We start from the raw sequence: 14,051 nt of genomic DNA, 5'->3' as shown, positions 1-14,051 counted from the left end.
GCCCGTGCAGGCGAGGGGCCGGGGCACGACCGCGACGAGGCAACCCCGGCGCTCGCGGCGCCCCTGACCGTCATTCCCCGGCCCGGTCGAGGCTGCCCTGGACGGCGCCGCCGGGGAACTCGACGTTGTGCACGTTGAGGTAGAACAGCTCCGGGTCGGCGAGCACCGCGTCGATCGCGTCGCTGTCGGCGCTGACGCAGTCCCGCGCGACGTACGTGCTCGGCCCGGCCGCGCGGAAGACGGTGTCGAGGTCGATCGCGATGCCACCAGCGGGCAGGGGGCCGTGGATGTGCGCCGACCCGATTCCGGGAGCCGGCTCCGTGGGCACACCGATGTCGCGGACGACGATCGAGTAGCAGACCAGCTCCTGGTCGGACCGCAACCGCAACGTCGCGACCCCCGAGCCGTCCGCATCGCCCGAAGGCGCCAGGTGGACCGTGATCACGCGAACCTCCGCGGAGGCGGCGGACGCGCCACCCACCAACGCCGCGACGACCAGGACCAGCAGTGCAAGAACGCGTCGTGCCATGACGACCACCCTCCGTGGCTCGTACGTATGGGGGGACGTGGGTGGACGGGGTGTGCCACCACGTCGTGGTGCGACGGTACGAGGACCCGGGCCGCCGGCCGGCCGTGCACGGGGAATCTCACTCAAATGGCGCATGGGCGCCCCGGGCCACTCGGTCCACCGCGCCCCGGATGTCCACGCCTCCGCGGCCAGGGCGCAGCTCGGCACCCCACGCGGCTGCAGGCGGCTCAGGCCGCTTCGCCCTCGTCGTCCTCGTCCGGGCCCTCGTCGGGGGAGCCGTCGTTGTGGGAGCCGTCGTCCGGGAGGTTCTCCAGCACGGACCTCGCCGCGGTGACGATGCGCTGCGCCTGCTCGTCCGACAGCTCGCCGTCGACCTGGGCCTGTGCCACGCGCGCGACCAGGTCCTTCACGGCAGCGCGCGCCCTCGAGTAGTCGCCTGCCTCCACGGCCTCGTCAACCCTCTCCAGCTGCTTGCCGAGGGCCGGGACCTGTTCGCTGGGTGCGCTCTCGGCCCCTCCGCACGCGACCAGGACCGGGGTGATGAGCAGCGCCAGCACGGTCGCGGCCGCACGCCGGCCGAGCGCACGGGCGATGCGAGTCGCCTCCATCACCCGCTCCCCTCGACGGCGTCGTGGAGGTCCTGCAACGGTTCGACCAGCTCGTCGGGCGTGTTGTCCGGCAGGTCGTCGCCGCTGCTGGCGAGCCCGCCGGCGACCGCGACCACGACGAGGAACAGCACCAATAGGGCCAGCACGGCGGCGAAGCGCCGCGCCACAAGGTAGACGACCGCCCGCACTCCGTGCCTCACCCGACCGAGCGCCCATCGGCCGGTCGAGCAGCGTCGCACGCCGCCTACTCGGCGGCGGCCGCCTGTGCTCCCCGGGCGTCGCGCACGTCGTGCACGAGCGTCCTGAGCCAGCGGTGCGCCGGGTCGTCCCGCCTGCTCTGGTGCCACCAGAACGCCGTCCGAAGCGTGTCGAGCTCCCAGGGTCCGGGGATCTCCCTGATCCCGTAGAGCTGTCCCATCTCCTCGATCAGCCGACGACCCATCACCGCGACGCGTCGGCTGTTGCGGAGGAAGAACGGCATGCTCATCGAGCCGCTCACGATCACCTCCGTGCGAGGGCGCACGCCGGCGGAGAGGACCTGCTGCATCCCGCGTGCCACCTCGCGGTCCCCGACCTGGGCTACCACCCACGGGCGGGTGTTCAGGTCGTCGAGGTCCAGCCGCTCGGCAGGGTCGTCGATCGAGACGGCGAAGACCCACTGGTCGACGAGCACGTCGATGCTCTCCAGCCCGGACAGCCAGCCGTGTGGCAGGAACACCCCGTCCACGCTCGCGGCCAGGTGGTCGGCGATGTCGACGCCACGGAGCTGGCCCGGCTCGACGACCCGGAGCGTGGTCGCCGGAGCCGCCTCCTGCATCGCCAGGCACAGCCGAGGGAGCAGCATCGCCGCGACCACCTCGCTGCACACCACGGTGAACTCGTGCTCGGTGCTGCGGTCGAAGCTCGTCTTCGCGCCGATCACCCGGTCGACCGCCCTGAGGGCGTCGGTCACCGCGGGCCCGAGCTGCTTGGCCAGGGACGTCAGCTCGTACTGGTTGCCCCTCCGGACGAGCAGCTCGTCGTCGAAGTGCCGTCGGAGCCGTGCGAGGGCGGCACTCATCACCGGCTGGCTCACTCCGACGGAGGCGGCCGCCCGCGACACGTTCCTCTCACGCAGCAGGCTGTCGAGCGAGTGCAAGAGGTTCAGGTCGAGGCGGCGAAGTCGCGCGTGGTCGATCAAGGGGGCCTCCTGGGTCGACTGTGCCACCGCCACGCCACGTCGGCCAACGAGCGCCCCTTCGGCGAACGGTCCGCGGCTCGCCGGGAACCTATCAACGCTCCAGCGGGCAGAGCCTCGCGAGAGGTATGGCGTCCCTCGATAGCTGCTATCCCGACCGGCCGTGCCCGGGGGCATCGGCACCGGCGATAGCCGGTATCGGCAGCCATGGTCCTCGAAGTCACGCGAACCCGTTGCGCTCGAGGTGTGACGACGACCACAGTGGGTGGCGGCTTCGATGAATCGTTTCATCCGCACACGTCTGGTTCGCCGAGCCCGCGCCGCCCACGCCGTGAACTGCCGCGCACGCGTGGTCGCGTGACCACCTCACACCACAAGGAGCAGCATGAACTCGACATCACCGGCTCTCCAGCCGCGAGGGGGGCGGACGGCGACAGCCGTCGCCCTGAGCCTCGCGGTGGGGCTGTCGTCCATGGCGCTGGGCCTGGGCGCCAGCCCGTCCGCCGCCGAGCCCTCGAGCGCCACCGCGCAGGCCGCCGCGCCGGACCTGAAGTCGCCTCCGGTCAAGAAGAGCTCGGCGTTCGCCAGGCAGCTCGAGAAGAAGTACGTCGACCCCGACCGCGTCTACAGCACCGACGTCCGCTGGTGGCTGGGCGAGGCGGCCAACACCGACGAGTCGCTGCTCGAGGAGATCCAGGCGCTCTACGACGCCGGCTACCGCGGCGTCGAGCTGTGCATGCAGAGCGACAACGCCGCGCCGGACGCGACGTACGCCTACGGGTCCGGGATGTGGGAGCACAAGTGGAACCTGATGATGAACAAGATGCTCGACCTGGGCATGGCGGTCTACCTCACCTCGGGCACCAACTGGGCGACGTCCAACGTCCCGGGCCTCGACCCGGCGAGCCAGCAGGCGATGCAGAACATCACGCTCGGCACCGGCACGGTCGAGCCCGGTCAGTCGCTGACGACCGTGCCCGTCCCGGCGGCGGCCAACGCGCGTCGCGCCGGCGCGAAGTTCGTGACGGCCTACGCCTACAAGGTCACCGCGGGAGACGCGGTCGACCCGAACAGCTTCATCGACCTCAAGGCCAACGTCACGCAGGGCGCGGACGTCTGGAGCCAGAACCTAAGCTGGACCGCACCGGACGACGGCACCTACCGCGTGTTCGGCGTGTGGACCCAGGGCACCTACCACTCGTCGAGCCCGTCGGCGCAGCCCGCCTACGCGACCAACTACTTCGACACCCGCGGCGTCCAGGCGCTGCGCACCTACTGGGAGCAGCACTACCTCGCCGACCCGGCGCTGCGCGCCAAGATCGCCGAGGGTGACGTCCAGCTCTTCATGGACTCCCTCGAGATCAACTTCGGCACCGGCGGCGCGACCTGGTGGGCCGAGGACATGGCGGCCGAGTTCAAGAGGCGCAAGGGCTACGACATCACGCCCTACCTCTTCCTCTTCCAGGGCGTCAACGCCAGCCCGTTCACGCCGTACCACGAGGTGCGCAACACCGGCACCTACAAGCTGGCCGGCGACGAGATGCGGCGTCAGGGCATCATCAACGACTACCAGGACGTCCTCACCGAGCTCTACCGCGAGCGCATGCTCCGGCCGCTGAAGACGTGGCTGAACTCCGTGGGCATCGAGACCCGTGCCCAGATCTCCTACGGCAGGCCGCTCGAGATGTCGGAGCCGGCGATGGACGTCGACTACCCCGAGGCGGAGAACTTCAACCAGTACAACAACGTCGACATCCTCCGTCTGTGGACCGGCGGCGCCAAGCTGGAGAACAAGGTGCTCTCCACCGAGACCGGCGCCCAGCTCGGCCCCTACAGCGGCACCCGGCAGATGGACCTGCACGACGCCTACTCGCAGTACGCCGCAGGGTTCCAGCGCATGATCTGGCACGTGTGGGGCGCCGGGTACAGCTACGGCAGCTTCGCCTGGCCGGGCCACAACGCCACCGGCTTCCGTCAGCTCGGCACCCGCAACCCCGGCTACTCCGAGTACGACGAGTTCAACGCGCACCTCGGCCGCGTCCAGCAGCTCCTGCAGACCGGCAGGAGCCGCACCGACGTCGGGTTCATCAACCAGAAGTGGATCCACGGCGTCGCCTACAACGCCGGCATCGGCAGCGACAACGGCAACATGAACTGGCAGTACGCCCACCAAGGGGTCTACTACCGCTCGACCGAGCTGCAGGACAACGGCTACACCTACGACTACTTCAGCCCGCGGTTCCTCTTCGACGACGACGTCAGGTTCGACACCAAGACGAAGACCATCGAGAAGGCCGGCTACAAGGCCGTCGTGCTCTACCAGGACTGGCTCGAGCTCGAGGCCGCCACCCGGCTGCTCAGGTGGGCCAAGCAGGGGCTGAAGGTCGTCGTCCTCGAGAACGCCGGGAACCGCACGCCGTTCAACGACGGCAAGGACAAGGCGCTGAAGAAGGTCATGGACGAGCTCAAGACGCTGCCGACGGTGCGTCAGGCGACGGTCTACGACGACATCGACTACTCCAGCGCCCAGCCCGGCGGCTACGACGACAACGTCCTGGAGAAGCTCGAGGAGCTCGGCGTCGAGCCCTACAGCGGCTTCCCCGAGCCCAACCTGCAGCTGCTCACGCAGACCCGCGAGGACGAGAAGGGCAACCAGTACCTCTACGTCTACAACTACGACCCGGCCAACTACCTCGACAAGAGCCACAAGGCCAGCGTCCGGGCCGCGAAGCACGGCCGGAACATCCAGACCGACATCGTCCAGGACGGGCTGTTCGTGCCGTACGCCATCGACGCGTGGACTGGTGAGACGACCCAGCTCGCCGACTACCGCTGGGAGGACGGCAAGACCATCGTCCCGATCGACCTGGACTACGACAACATCGCCCTGCTCGCCTTCGAGAAGGTCGACGAGGCCCAGCTCCACGTCCTCGACACGAACGCCGACTCCGCGTACGCCACCGAGGACGGTGTCGCGGTCCGGACGTCCCGTTCCGGCACGGTGACCGCGGAGCTCAGCGACGGCGCGACGATCGACGAGGCTGTCGCGGTTCCCGAGGCGTACGACATCACCGACTGGGACCTGACCGTCGAGTCGTGGCGGCCCAACCCCACCGCGGGCGACCTGGTCCGCACCGAGACCATCGACGGCCTGACCACCACCAACCGCAAGACCTCGACGGTGGTCACTGACATCGACGTCGAGCTCGACACCCTGACGACGCGGGACAAGATCCCCGAGGTGGGCAAGGCCGTCTCCGGCAAGGGCAACTACGAGGCGACGTTCGACTGGGACGCCGACTCCGCCACTGGCGCCTACCTCGACTTCGGCAAGGACCTCGAGGACTCCATGGTGGTGTGGATCAACGGCGAGAAGGTGGGCGGGCACGTCTCGACCAACCCGACCAAGGTCCGCAAGGACGTCGGCGGAGTCGGCAAGCCGACGATCGACGACGGCCGTGGCAACCAGGTGCCGCTGGTAGGCACCGACCTCTACACCGGCGGGATCGACTGGGCCACTCCGATCGCCGACGTCAGCGACTACCTCGTCGACGGCGAGAACGAGATCAAGATCGAGTACTCCTCGGCGCTGGCGAACGTCCAGCTCGACCGCGGCATCGTCACCGAGGCGTTCCCGCGCATCCCCCGCGGCAACCCGTGGTGGATGAACGACGTGAAGTACCTGTCGTTCGGGCCGCAGCAGGCGAAGGTGGTGCCGTTCGTCGACGTGGAGTACACGGCCGACGGGGCGGACCCGACGCCGACGCCGGTCCCCACCACCACGCCGGCCCCCACCACGACGCCGGCGCCCACGCCCGGCGTGACGCCGAAGGTCCGCGTCAAGGACACCGTGCGCGCCGGCGGGTCCGTCAGGGTCCGAGGACGCGACTTCACGGTCGGCCGGGTCCGGATCACCCTCGGCGGCAGGAAGCTCGCCTCGGTGAAGGTCGAGGACGGCCGCTTCACCGTCCGCGAGGTCGTGCCGGGGAACCTCAGGGGCCGCAAGGTCCTGCGGGTCCTCGACCGCAGCGGTGAGGTCCTCGTCCAGGCCCGTGTCCGGGTGCTGAGGCGGGCGGTCTGACCCGGACCGCGGAACCGGCATCCCGGCGGAGCGGGGGCCACGCGTGCCGCGTGGCCCCCGTGGCCGGCCCCGACGCCGCCCCGGATGGTGCCGTCGGCCAGCCCAACCAGCGCAGCGGCCCGACGTACGGCGTGTCGGACAGGACGAAGTCCAGCCCCGCCGCCCGGCGTACGCCTGACCGGGAGCGGGTCGGCGCCCTTGTCCTGTCCGACGAGCCGGGTCCGCTGCGTACGCGGCGTCAGCGGACCGCGACGACGCTCCAGCGCCCGACGTCGGCGCGCTCGAACCAGGGCGCCGCGAAGAGGTCAGCGGGGAAGACGACCTGCTCGCGCCGGGTCCGGTCGGGGAAGTCGTCGACCATGAAGCGGAGGGTGAGCTCCTCGCCCGAGCGCTCCAGCACGAGACCGTCCACCCGGTCGTAAGGGTTGTCGTGCAGCAGCGCGGACGCGCACGCGGGGTCCGGGCACGCGGCGACCTCCCGCAGGAGCTCCACCCGGGACCCGAACCGGCCGTTGGGGTGGGAGTAGATGCTCTTGAACGCCGTGAAGCCGTGGACGGGCACGGTGGCGAGCAGGTCGACACGGCTGGTCACCAGCACCGTCTCGGAGCGGGCCAGCCCGGGTCGCAGCCGGTCCCACGCCGCCAGCACGTCGACGACCGGCGGGTCGTGGGCGCGGACGAACAGCACCGGGACCACCGGCTCCCGGCCGCCGGCGCCCTCGGGCACCCGGCCGTCGGGGTAGCGCGTCGTCTGCGCGACGAGGGCCGGCGTGCCGGTGGCCCACTCGACGGCCACGTGGTGGGTCGCCGCTCCAGCGGCCGCCGCCACGCCGACCGCCGCGGCGATCCGGGCCACGCGCCCCGGCGCGCTCGACCGCAGGTGCGCGAGCAGCCGCGAGCCGCCCAGGACGCCGCAGGCGACGAGCAGCAGCTCGAGCAGGTCGTTGGTCTTGAAGGCCAGCACCCCCACGTCGAGGCGCTCGAGGACAGCGCCCGCGCCGAGCGTGGCCAACGCGCCGGCCAGCGCCAGCGCCAGCCCGCCGGCGAGCGGGCCGTCGGGCAGCGGGTCGTCGGCCCGGACCCGCCGGCGGCGCCAGGCGGCCCAGCCCAGCCAGACGAGCCCGCCGATCATGACCAGGCCGGCGGCCTCCCAGGGGGAGGGGGGCACCGGCACGTTGCCCCCGGGCCTGGCGTACCGCAGCTGCAGGGTGTCGCTGGGCAGCCGCAGGCGCGCCAGGACCGCGCCGACCCAGTACGGCGACGACACGAGGAGCGCGACCGCGCCGATGCCCAGCGCCCGGGGCAGCGGCAGCCTCGGCGCGCGGCCGCGACGCCGGGCCACCACGTCGGCGCCGAGCGCGAGCAGGGTGGCGAGCCCGAGCGGGAGCAGGAAGTAGGTGTGCACGAGGACCAGGACCCCCAGCACGACCCCCAGCGCCCACGCCCGGGGACGTGGGCTCCCGGGCGTGCGGACGTCGCGGACCGCGAGCAGCCACCACGGGACCAGGCACGTCAGCACCACCCACTCGTCCGGCTTGTGCGGGTGTGCGCACCACAGGGCGGTGAGGACCGCGAGCGCCGCGGCGCGAGGCGCGCCGACCACGCGGTGCCACAGGCCGTACGCCAGCACGGGGACCACTGCCGCGACCGCCACCTGCACCGGCTTGACCGCCGCCCAGCCGGGCGTCCCGGTGAGGTCCGCGACGCGACCCTCGAGCCAGCCCACGGCGGGCGGGTAGTAGGCGGGCAGGCCGCGGTAGCCGTAGTCGACGAGGAAGGCGGTGTCGGCGTAGCGCGTCGCCATCTGGGTGCGGAAGGCGGCATCGGCGAACAGTCCGTGCCACCCCCACCTGGTGCCGTCGAGGCCCGCGACGGCCAGCGCCGTGAGCAGCGCGGCGCCGGCCACGACGGCGGCGTCCGCCGCGAGGCGGGGACGCCGCGGACCGGCGACAGCGAGGACTGCGGCGACGAGGGTCGCGGACACCGTGGCGCTGAGCACGACCGCGAGCCGCCACCCCGACTGCGTGACCCGGACGTCGAGGGCAGCGACGCACCCGGCGACCGCCGCGGCGGCGAGCACGCAGGCGAGGAGCGTGAGCACTGCCCGTCGCATCTGCCGCCTCCTGGCACTCCCCGGTGGTGGTCGCTCGCGCGCCGCACCCGTGCTCGGCCGTCAGGATAGGTCACCCCCACCTTGGGTACGGCGTGGCTCGGCCACCTTGGGAGGGAAGCATGACCACCACCGAGCCACGCCCGGAGACCTGGGTGGTGCCCGCGCCTGCGTCGGGTCCTCCGCGGGTGCCGGCGCCGCGTCGCGAGGACGACGCGCCGGCGCCGAGCGGGCAGGCGGTCCCGGCGCCCGGTCCGACCACGCGCGGCGCCCGCGCCGCCGCCCTCGCCCGCGGCTGCCGACCACGGCAGATGACCAAGAACGTCCTCGTGCTCACCGCGCCGGCCATGGCGGGCGCCGGCCTGCTCGAACCGGTCGTCCTGCTCGGCGCGGCGGTCGCGTTCGTGACCTTCTGCGCCGCGTCGGCGGCAGTCTACCTGGCCAACGACCTGCGCGACGTCGAGGCCGACCGCCGCCACCCCGTCAAGCGGTTCCGGCCCATCGCCAGTGGGGCCGTGACGCCGGGGACCGCCTGGCGCGCCGCGGTGTCGCTCGTGGTGGGCGCCCTGGCCCTGGCCCTGCTGTGGTCGCCGGCGCTGGCGGTCGTGCTCGCGGGCTACCTGGCGGTCCAGGTGGCCTACACCGGCGGCCTCAAGAACCGGCCGGGGGTCGACCTCCTCGTCGTGGCGAGCGGCTTCGTGCTGCGGGTCGTCGCGGGAGGCGTCGCCGCCGGCGTGGAGCTGTCGGTGCCGTTCCTCACCGTGGTCGGCTTCGCCTCGCTCTTCATGGTCGCGGGCAAGCGGTACTCCGAGCTCGCCACCCTCGGGTCGACGGGCTCGACCCGGCCGGTCCTGCGTGGCTACTCGCTGCGGCGGCTGCGCGCGACCTGGCAGGCCTCCGCGGCGGTCGCGCTCGGCGGGTACGCCGTCGCGGCCGCCGGCCTGGGTCCGCTGGGCACCGTCGCCGGGACCTTCGCCCTCCTCTCGGTGCCGCCGTTCGTGGCCGGGATCGCGCGCTACGCCACGCACGTGCGCTCGGCCGCGGCCGGCTGCCCCGAGGCCGTCGTCTTCGGGGACCGCACCCTGCAGGTGCTCGGCCTGCTGTGGCTCGTGACCGTCGTTCCCGCGCTGGCGGCGGCGTGAGGGGTACCGCCCCGGCCGTGCAGCGGCGCACGCTCACCGGGTGGGGGCGCACGGCGCCCTCCGCGGCGGACGTGGCCTCGCCGCGCAGCCCGGACGAGGTCGCGTCGCTGGTCGCAGCACCCCGGGTCGGCGGCGACCGACCCCATCGCGGTGTCCTGGCCCGCGGACTCGGCCGGAGCTACGGCGACGCCGCGCAGAACGCCGGCGGCCTCGTCCTGGACATGACCGGCTGCGACCGGATCCTCGCCGTCGACGTCGAGGAGCGGGTGGTCCGGGTGGAGGCGGGCGTCAGCATCGACGCCCTCACCCGGACCCTGCTGCCCCTCGGGCTGTGGCTCCCCGTCGTGCCGGGCACGCGGCAGGTCACCGTGGGCGGGGCCATCGCCGCCGACGTCCACGGCAAGAACCACCACGTCTCGGGGTCCTTCGGCGCCCACGTGCTCGCGCTCGACCTCGTCGCCGCTGACGGCGAGGTGCGCACGCTGACCCCCGACGGCCCGGGCGCCGAGGCGTTCTGGGCGACCGTCGGCGGCATGGGGCTCACCGGGGTCGTCGTGCGCGCCACGCTGTCCTGCATCCCCGCCGAGACGGCGTACGCCGTGGTGCGCACCGAGCGCGCGCGCGACCTCGACCACCTCCTGGACCTGCTCGCCGAGGACGACCCGGACCCCTACTCCGTCGCCTGGTTCGACGCCCTCGCCCGGGGCCCACGGATGGGGCGGGCCGTGCTGACCCGCGGCCGGCTGGCGCAGGTCGGCGACCTGCCGGCGAGGCTGGCGAAGCACCCGTCCTCCTTCGGCGCCGCCTCACGCGGCCCGGCCGTGCCCGTGCTGCCGCACGGCCTGCTCAACCGCGCCACGGGCCGGGCGTTCAACGAGCTGTGGTTCCGCAAGGCGCCGGCGCGCCCGACGACCGACGTGCAGCCGCTCGGGGCGTTCTTCCAGCCGCTCGACGGCGTCCGCGACTGGAACCGCGTCTACGGGCCGCGGGGCTTCTGCCAGTACCAGTTCGTGGTGCCCGAGTCGGAGACCGACGCCTTCCGGCGCGCGGTCGCGCTGATCGCCGGCTCGGGGCACCCCTCCTGCCTCAACGTCCTCAAGCGGATGGGCGAGAGCGGGCCCGGGCTGCTCTCCTTCCCGGCGCCGGGGTGGACGCTGGCCGTCGACCTGCCGGTGGGCCCCGGGCTCGACCGGCTCCTCGACGGGCTCGACGACCTGGTGCTGGGCGCCGGGGGACGGGTCTACCTCGCCAAGGACTCCCGGCTGCGGCCCGACGCCGTCGAGGCGATGTATCCCCGCCTCGGGCAGTTCCGCTCCGCGCGTCGGGTGTTGGATCCTGACGGCCTGTTCGTGTCCGACCTCGCCCGGCGGGTGCTGCTGTGAGCCCGCCCCACCCCCAGGAGCCGACCGTGCTCGATGCCACCGGCCGCCCCCGTTCGCTGTTCCTGCTCGGCGGGACCTCCGACATCGCCCTCGCCGTCGCCGAGCGGTACGCCGCCCGCACGCCGGGGCTGCGCGTCGTCCTCGCCGCCCGTCCGGGCGAGCGGCGCGACGCGGCGGTGTCCCGGCTGCAGGGCCTCGGCTGCGAGGTGCACGCGGTGGACCTCGAGGCGCGGTCGGTCGAGTCGCACGAGCAGGCGGTGCGTGCGGCCGCCGGCCACGGCGACCTCGACGTGTCGGTCGTGGCCTATGGGGTCCTCGGCGACAACGAGCGCGCCTGGACCGACGTCGCCGCCGGCACCGAGCTCGCCGAGGTCAACTTCGTGGGCCCGCTCGCCGCGGGGATCCTGCTCGGCGAGCAGGTCCGGCGCCAGGGCCACGGCGTGGTCGTCGCACTGTCCAGCGTGGCCGCCGAGCGCCCCCGCCGGTCGAACTTCGTCTACGGGGCCACGAAGGCCGGTACCGATGCCTTCTTCACCGGTCTGGGCGAGGCCCTCCGCGAGCACGGCGGCCACGTGCTGGTCGTACGCCCCGGCTTCGTGCGCTCGAAGATGACCGCCGGTCTCGACCCGGCCCCGCTCGCGACGGATCCCGGTCACGTCGCCGACGCGGTGCTGGCGGCCGTCGACGCGCGCCGCGAGCAGGTGTGGGTCCCGGGTGCGATGCGAGGCGTCATGGTCGTCCTGCGGCACCTGCCGCGTCCGGTGTTCCGACGACTGCCCATCTGACGGGCGCCTGATGGCCCCTCGCGTGCGCGGGCAGATCGGCGGGACCGCCCAGGTCGCGGTCGCGACGATGGTCATGAACCTGGCGATGTACGGGTTCACCGTCTCCGCCGCCCGCCTCCTCGGGCCGACCGCCTACGGCGGGTTCTTCGCCGTCGTCAACCTCATGCTGATCGTGGGCGTCCTCCAGCTCGGGCTGCAGGCCACGGCGGCACGACGCATCAGCTCCGACCCCGCGCACGTGGAGCAGATCGAGCGGGAGATCCTGCGGGTGTCCTTCCGCGCCGCCCTCCTCCTCGCCGCCCTGCTCCTCGCGGCGGCACCGGTGGTGACTGTGCTGCTCGACCTCGAGAGTCCCGGCACCGCCCTGCTCGCCGCCCTGGCGGCCGTGCCGCTCACCATGTCGGGGGCGCAGGCCGGGATCCTGCAGGGCGAGCGCCGGTGGCGCGAGCTGGCGGTGCTGTACGTCCTCATGGGGGTGCCCCGGCTGCTGGCCGGCCTGGCGCTCGTCCTGTGGCGACCGACGGAGCTGACGGCGTTCGCCGGCGTCGCGGTCGGGTTCGCGGCCGCGTACCTCTACGGCCGGCACGCCCTGCGGCACGGCCGACGACCGGGCGCCGGGCACGCGCGCCACGCGTTCCTCCCGCTCGTGCGGGAGACGACTCGCAGCTCCCAGGCGCTGCTCGCGTTCCTCGCGCTCAGCAACGCCGACATGCTCCTGGCCCGGGCCGTCCTCGACCCGGCCGAGTCCGGTCTCTACGCCGCGGGCCTGCTGGTGTCGCGCGCCGTGCTGTTCCTGCCCCAGTTCGTCGTGGTGGTCGCGTTCCCGTCGATGTCGTCGGAGGACGGCGCGGAGCGAGCCCTCGTCATCAGCCTCGGGGCGGTGGTCGGCGTGGGCCTGCTGTGCACAGCGGCGACGGCCATGCTGGCCGACCTGGCGCTCCTCTTCGCCGGCGGGGCCGCGTACGCCGAGGTCCGCGACGTGCTGTGGATCTTCGCCCTCCTGGGCACCGCGACGTCGGTGGTGCAGCTGCTCGTCTACTCGGCCCTCGCCCGCCCGGGCGGACGGTCGGTCCACCTGGTGTGGGCGGCCCTGACGGTCATGGTCCTGGCGACCACCGCCGTCGGCACGGTCACCGAGATGCTGCTGGTCGTGCTCGCCGTGGACGTCAGCCTCGCGGTCGTGCTCGTCGCCACTCGTCCTCGAGCATCGCGAACACCAGCTGGGTCGCCCAGTCGCCCTTGAACAGCACGCCGTCGACGTGCCGCGCCTCCTGCCGGAAGCCGAGCCTGCCGAGCAGCCGGCCCGAGGCCTCGTTGCCGTCGATGACCACGGCGCACACCCGGTGGAAGCCGAGGTGGTCGAAGCCGAGCCGCAGCATGGCGGTGGCGGCCTCGGCGGCGTAGCCGCGCCCCTGGTGCTCCCGCGCGAACGCGAAGCCGACCTCGCCCTGCCGGTCCGAGGCCCACTTCAGCAGGACCTCGCCGATCACGTGGCCGGTCTCGCGCAGCTCCACCCCGAGCACGAGCCACTGGCCGTGCGCACGGAGCTCGGTCTGGGTGAGCTTCGCCCGCAGCGCCTCCTCCGTCGCGGCGCGGTCGCGCACCGGCCAGGGGACGTAGCGCACGACCGCGGAGTCACCGTGGAAGGCCGCGAGGTCGTCGAGGTCGCCCATCCGGTGCGCCCGCAGCACCAGCCGCTCAGTCTCGATCGGGAGCTGCACGTCCAGGGCCGCGTCGGTCACGCGGGCGATCGTCGCACGCCGGCGGCGCCCACCCGCTCAGCGGCTCACAGGGAGAAGTGGCCGGGAGCCAGGCTGCGCAGCACGCAGAACTCGTTGCCCTCGGGGTCGGCCATGACGACCCAGGACTCCTCGCCGGTCTGGCCGACGTCGGCGCGGGTCGCCCCGAGCCCCAGCAGCCGCTCGACCTCCTCGTCCCGCGAGCGGTCGACGGGGGAGAGGTCGAGGTGCATCCGGTTCTTCGCGACCTTCCCCTCCTCGACCGCCGCCAGGAACATCGTCGGCGGCACCGGACCGGAGCGGACGGCGTCGAGCAGCGCCTGGTCGCTCGCGCGCGGCGGTCCGATCTCGACCAGTCCGGGCTCGCGGTCGAGCACCACCCACTCGAGGGCAGCGGTCCAGAACTCCGCGAGCCGGTCGGGGTCGTGGCAGTCCAGGGAGATCTCGGTCAGTCGGGAGGCCATGCGGCGATCCAAGCACGTCCCGAGCCGGCCGGAC

General features: G+C 73.1%; 12 protein-coding genes. 5 read left to right on the top strand and 7 right to left on the bottom strand.

The window, feature by feature from the left end:
* Positions 1–70: 70 nt before the first annotated feature.
* The 4 genes from J3P32_RS04100 to J3P32_RS04085 all read right to left on the bottom strand — a co-directional run bounded on the left by J3P32_RS04100 (position 71) and on the right by J3P32_RS04085 (position 2,317).
* Positions 71–529: a CHRD domain-containing protein gene (locus J3P32_RS04100; protein ID WP_210438569.1), complete on the bottom strand. Its 459-nt coding sequence runs from the start codon at positions 527–529 to the stop codon at positions 71–73.
* A 227-nt stretch (positions 530–756) separates the two neighbouring features.
* Positions 757–1,137 carry a hypothetical protein gene (locus tag J3P32_RS04095; protein ID WP_210438568.1) on the bottom strand — a complete coding sequence of 127 codons (381 nt, stop codon included), beginning with the start codon at positions 1,135–1,137 and terminating at the stop codon, positions 757–759.
* Positions 1,137–1,337, bottom strand: a complete 201-nt coding sequence (locus J3P32_RS04090; protein WP_210438567.1) for a hypothetical protein — start codon at positions 1,335–1,337, stop codon at positions 1,137–1,139. The genes J3P32_RS04095 and J3P32_RS04090 overlap by 1 nt, the downstream gene beginning before the upstream one ends.
* Positions 1,338–1,381: 44 nt before the next feature.
* Positions 1,382–2,317, bottom strand: a complete 936-nt coding sequence (locus tag J3P32_RS04085) for a LysR family transcriptional regulator (protein WP_210438566.1) — start codon at positions 2,315–2,317, stop codon at positions 1,382–1,384.
* A 469-nt stretch (positions 2,318–2,786) separates the two neighbouring features.
* On the opposite strand from J3P32_RS04085, the gene J3P32_RS04080 reads away from it, so the two are divergent.
* Positions 2,787–6,395 (top strand): glycosyl hydrolase, encoded by a 3,609-nt coding sequence (locus J3P32_RS04080; protein ID WP_210438565.1) that lies wholly within the window; start codon positions 2,787–2,789, stop codon positions 6,393–6,395.
* Between the two features lie 238 nt (positions 6,396–6,633).
* On the opposite strand, the gene J3P32_RS04075 is transcribed toward J3P32_RS04080, so the two are convergent.
* A complete protein-coding gene (locus J3P32_RS04075; protein WP_210438564.1) occupies positions 6,634–8,508 on the bottom strand; it encodes an arabinofuranosyltransferase in 1,875 nt (624 codons plus the stop codon).
* Positions 8,509–8,627: 119 nt separating this feature from the next.
* Here J3P32_RS04075 and J3P32_RS04070 point away from each other — a divergent pair, with 119 nt between their 5' ends.
* From J3P32_RS04070 to J3P32_RS04055, 4 genes are read left to right on the top strand one after another with little or no spacing between them, the layout of a single operon-like run.
* On the top strand, positions 8,628–9,647 hold the full coding sequence (locus J3P32_RS04070; protein WP_210438563.1) for a decaprenyl-phosphate phosphoribosyltransferase: 1,020 nt from the start codon (positions 8,628–8,630) through the stop codon (positions 9,645–9,647).
* A gap of 17 nt (positions 9,648–9,664) precedes the next feature.
* Positions 9,665–11,029 carry an FAD-binding oxidoreductase gene (locus J3P32_RS04065; protein ID WP_307861577.1) on the top strand — a complete coding sequence of 455 codons (1,365 nt, stop codon included), beginning with the start codon at positions 9,665–9,667 and terminating at the stop codon, positions 11,027–11,029.
* Positions 11,030–11,055: 26 nt separating this feature from the next.
* Positions 11,056–11,814 (top strand): decaprenylphospho-beta-D-erythro-pentofuranosid-2-ulose 2-reductase, encoded by a 759-nt coding sequence (locus tag J3P32_RS04060; protein WP_210438561.1) that lies wholly within the window; start codon positions 11,056–11,058, stop codon positions 11,812–11,814.
* 10 nt (positions 11,815–11,824) lie between these two features.
* Positions 11,825–13,057 carry an MATE family efflux transporter gene (locus J3P32_RS04055; RefSeq protein ID WP_210438560.1) on the top strand — a complete coding sequence of 411 codons (1,233 nt, stop codon included), beginning with the start codon at positions 11,825–11,827 and terminating at the stop codon, positions 13,055–13,057.
* Here J3P32_RS04055 and J3P32_RS04050 read toward each other — a convergent pair.
* Together J3P32_RS04050 and J3P32_RS04045 are read right to left on the bottom strand one after the other, a co-directional pair.
* The gene (locus J3P32_RS04050; RefSeq protein ID WP_307861576.1) at positions 12,981–13,556 is read right to left on the bottom strand and encodes a GNAT family N-acetyltransferase; all 576 of its coding nucleotides are present in this window, start codon (positions 13,554–13,556) and stop codon (positions 12,981–12,983) included. The genes J3P32_RS04055 and J3P32_RS04050 overlap by 77 nt on opposite strands.
* Positions 13,557–13,600: 44 nt before the next feature.
* The gene (locus J3P32_RS04045) at positions 13,601–14,017 is read right to left on the bottom strand and encodes a VOC family protein (RefSeq protein WP_210438559.1); all 417 of its coding nucleotides are present in this window, start codon (positions 14,015–14,017) and stop codon (positions 13,601–13,603) included.
* Positions 14,018–14,051 lie beyond the last annotated feature (34 nt).

Origin of the sequence: Nocardioides xinjiangensis (genome assembly GCF_017916385.1) — a bacterium.
GTDB classification, from domain to species: domain Bacteria; phylum Actinomycetota; class Actinomycetes; order Propionibacteriales; family Nocardioidaceae; genus Nocardioides; species Nocardioides xinjiangensis.
Note: the sequence above shows the minus strand (reverse complement) of the source record. Positions and strands in the feature narration are given on the sequence as shown.

Bases quoted from the DNA above. Each gene is read 5' to 3' on its own strand.
- J3P32_RS04100 (WP_210438569.1), bottom strand. From the start codon at position 529: ATGGCACGACGCGTTCTTGCACTGCTGGTCCTGGTCGTCGCGGCGTTG.
- J3P32_RS04075 (WP_210438564.1), bottom strand. From the start codon at position 8,508: ATGCGACGGGCAGTGCTCACGCTCCTCGCCTGCGTGCTCGCCGCCGCG.
- J3P32_RS04055 (WP_210438560.1), top strand. From the start codon at position 11,825: ATGGCCCCTCGCGTGCGCGGGCAGATCGGCGGGACCGCCCAGGTCGCG.
- J3P32_RS04070 (WP_210438563.1), top strand. From the start codon at position 8,628: ATGACCACCACCGAGCCACGCCCGGAGACCTGGGTGGTGCCCGCGCCT.
- J3P32_RS04095 (WP_210438568.1), bottom strand. From the start codon at position 1,137: ATGGAGGCGACTCGCATCGCCCGTGCGCTCGGCCGGCGTGCGGCCGCG.
- J3P32_RS04080 (WP_210438565.1), top strand. From the start codon at position 2,787: ATGGCGCTGGGCCTGGGCGCCAGCCCGTCCGCCGCCGAGCCCTCGAGC.
- J3P32_RS04045 (WP_210438559.1), bottom strand. From the start codon at position 14,017: ATGGCCTCCCGACTGACCGAGATCTCCCTGGACTGCCACGACCCCGAC.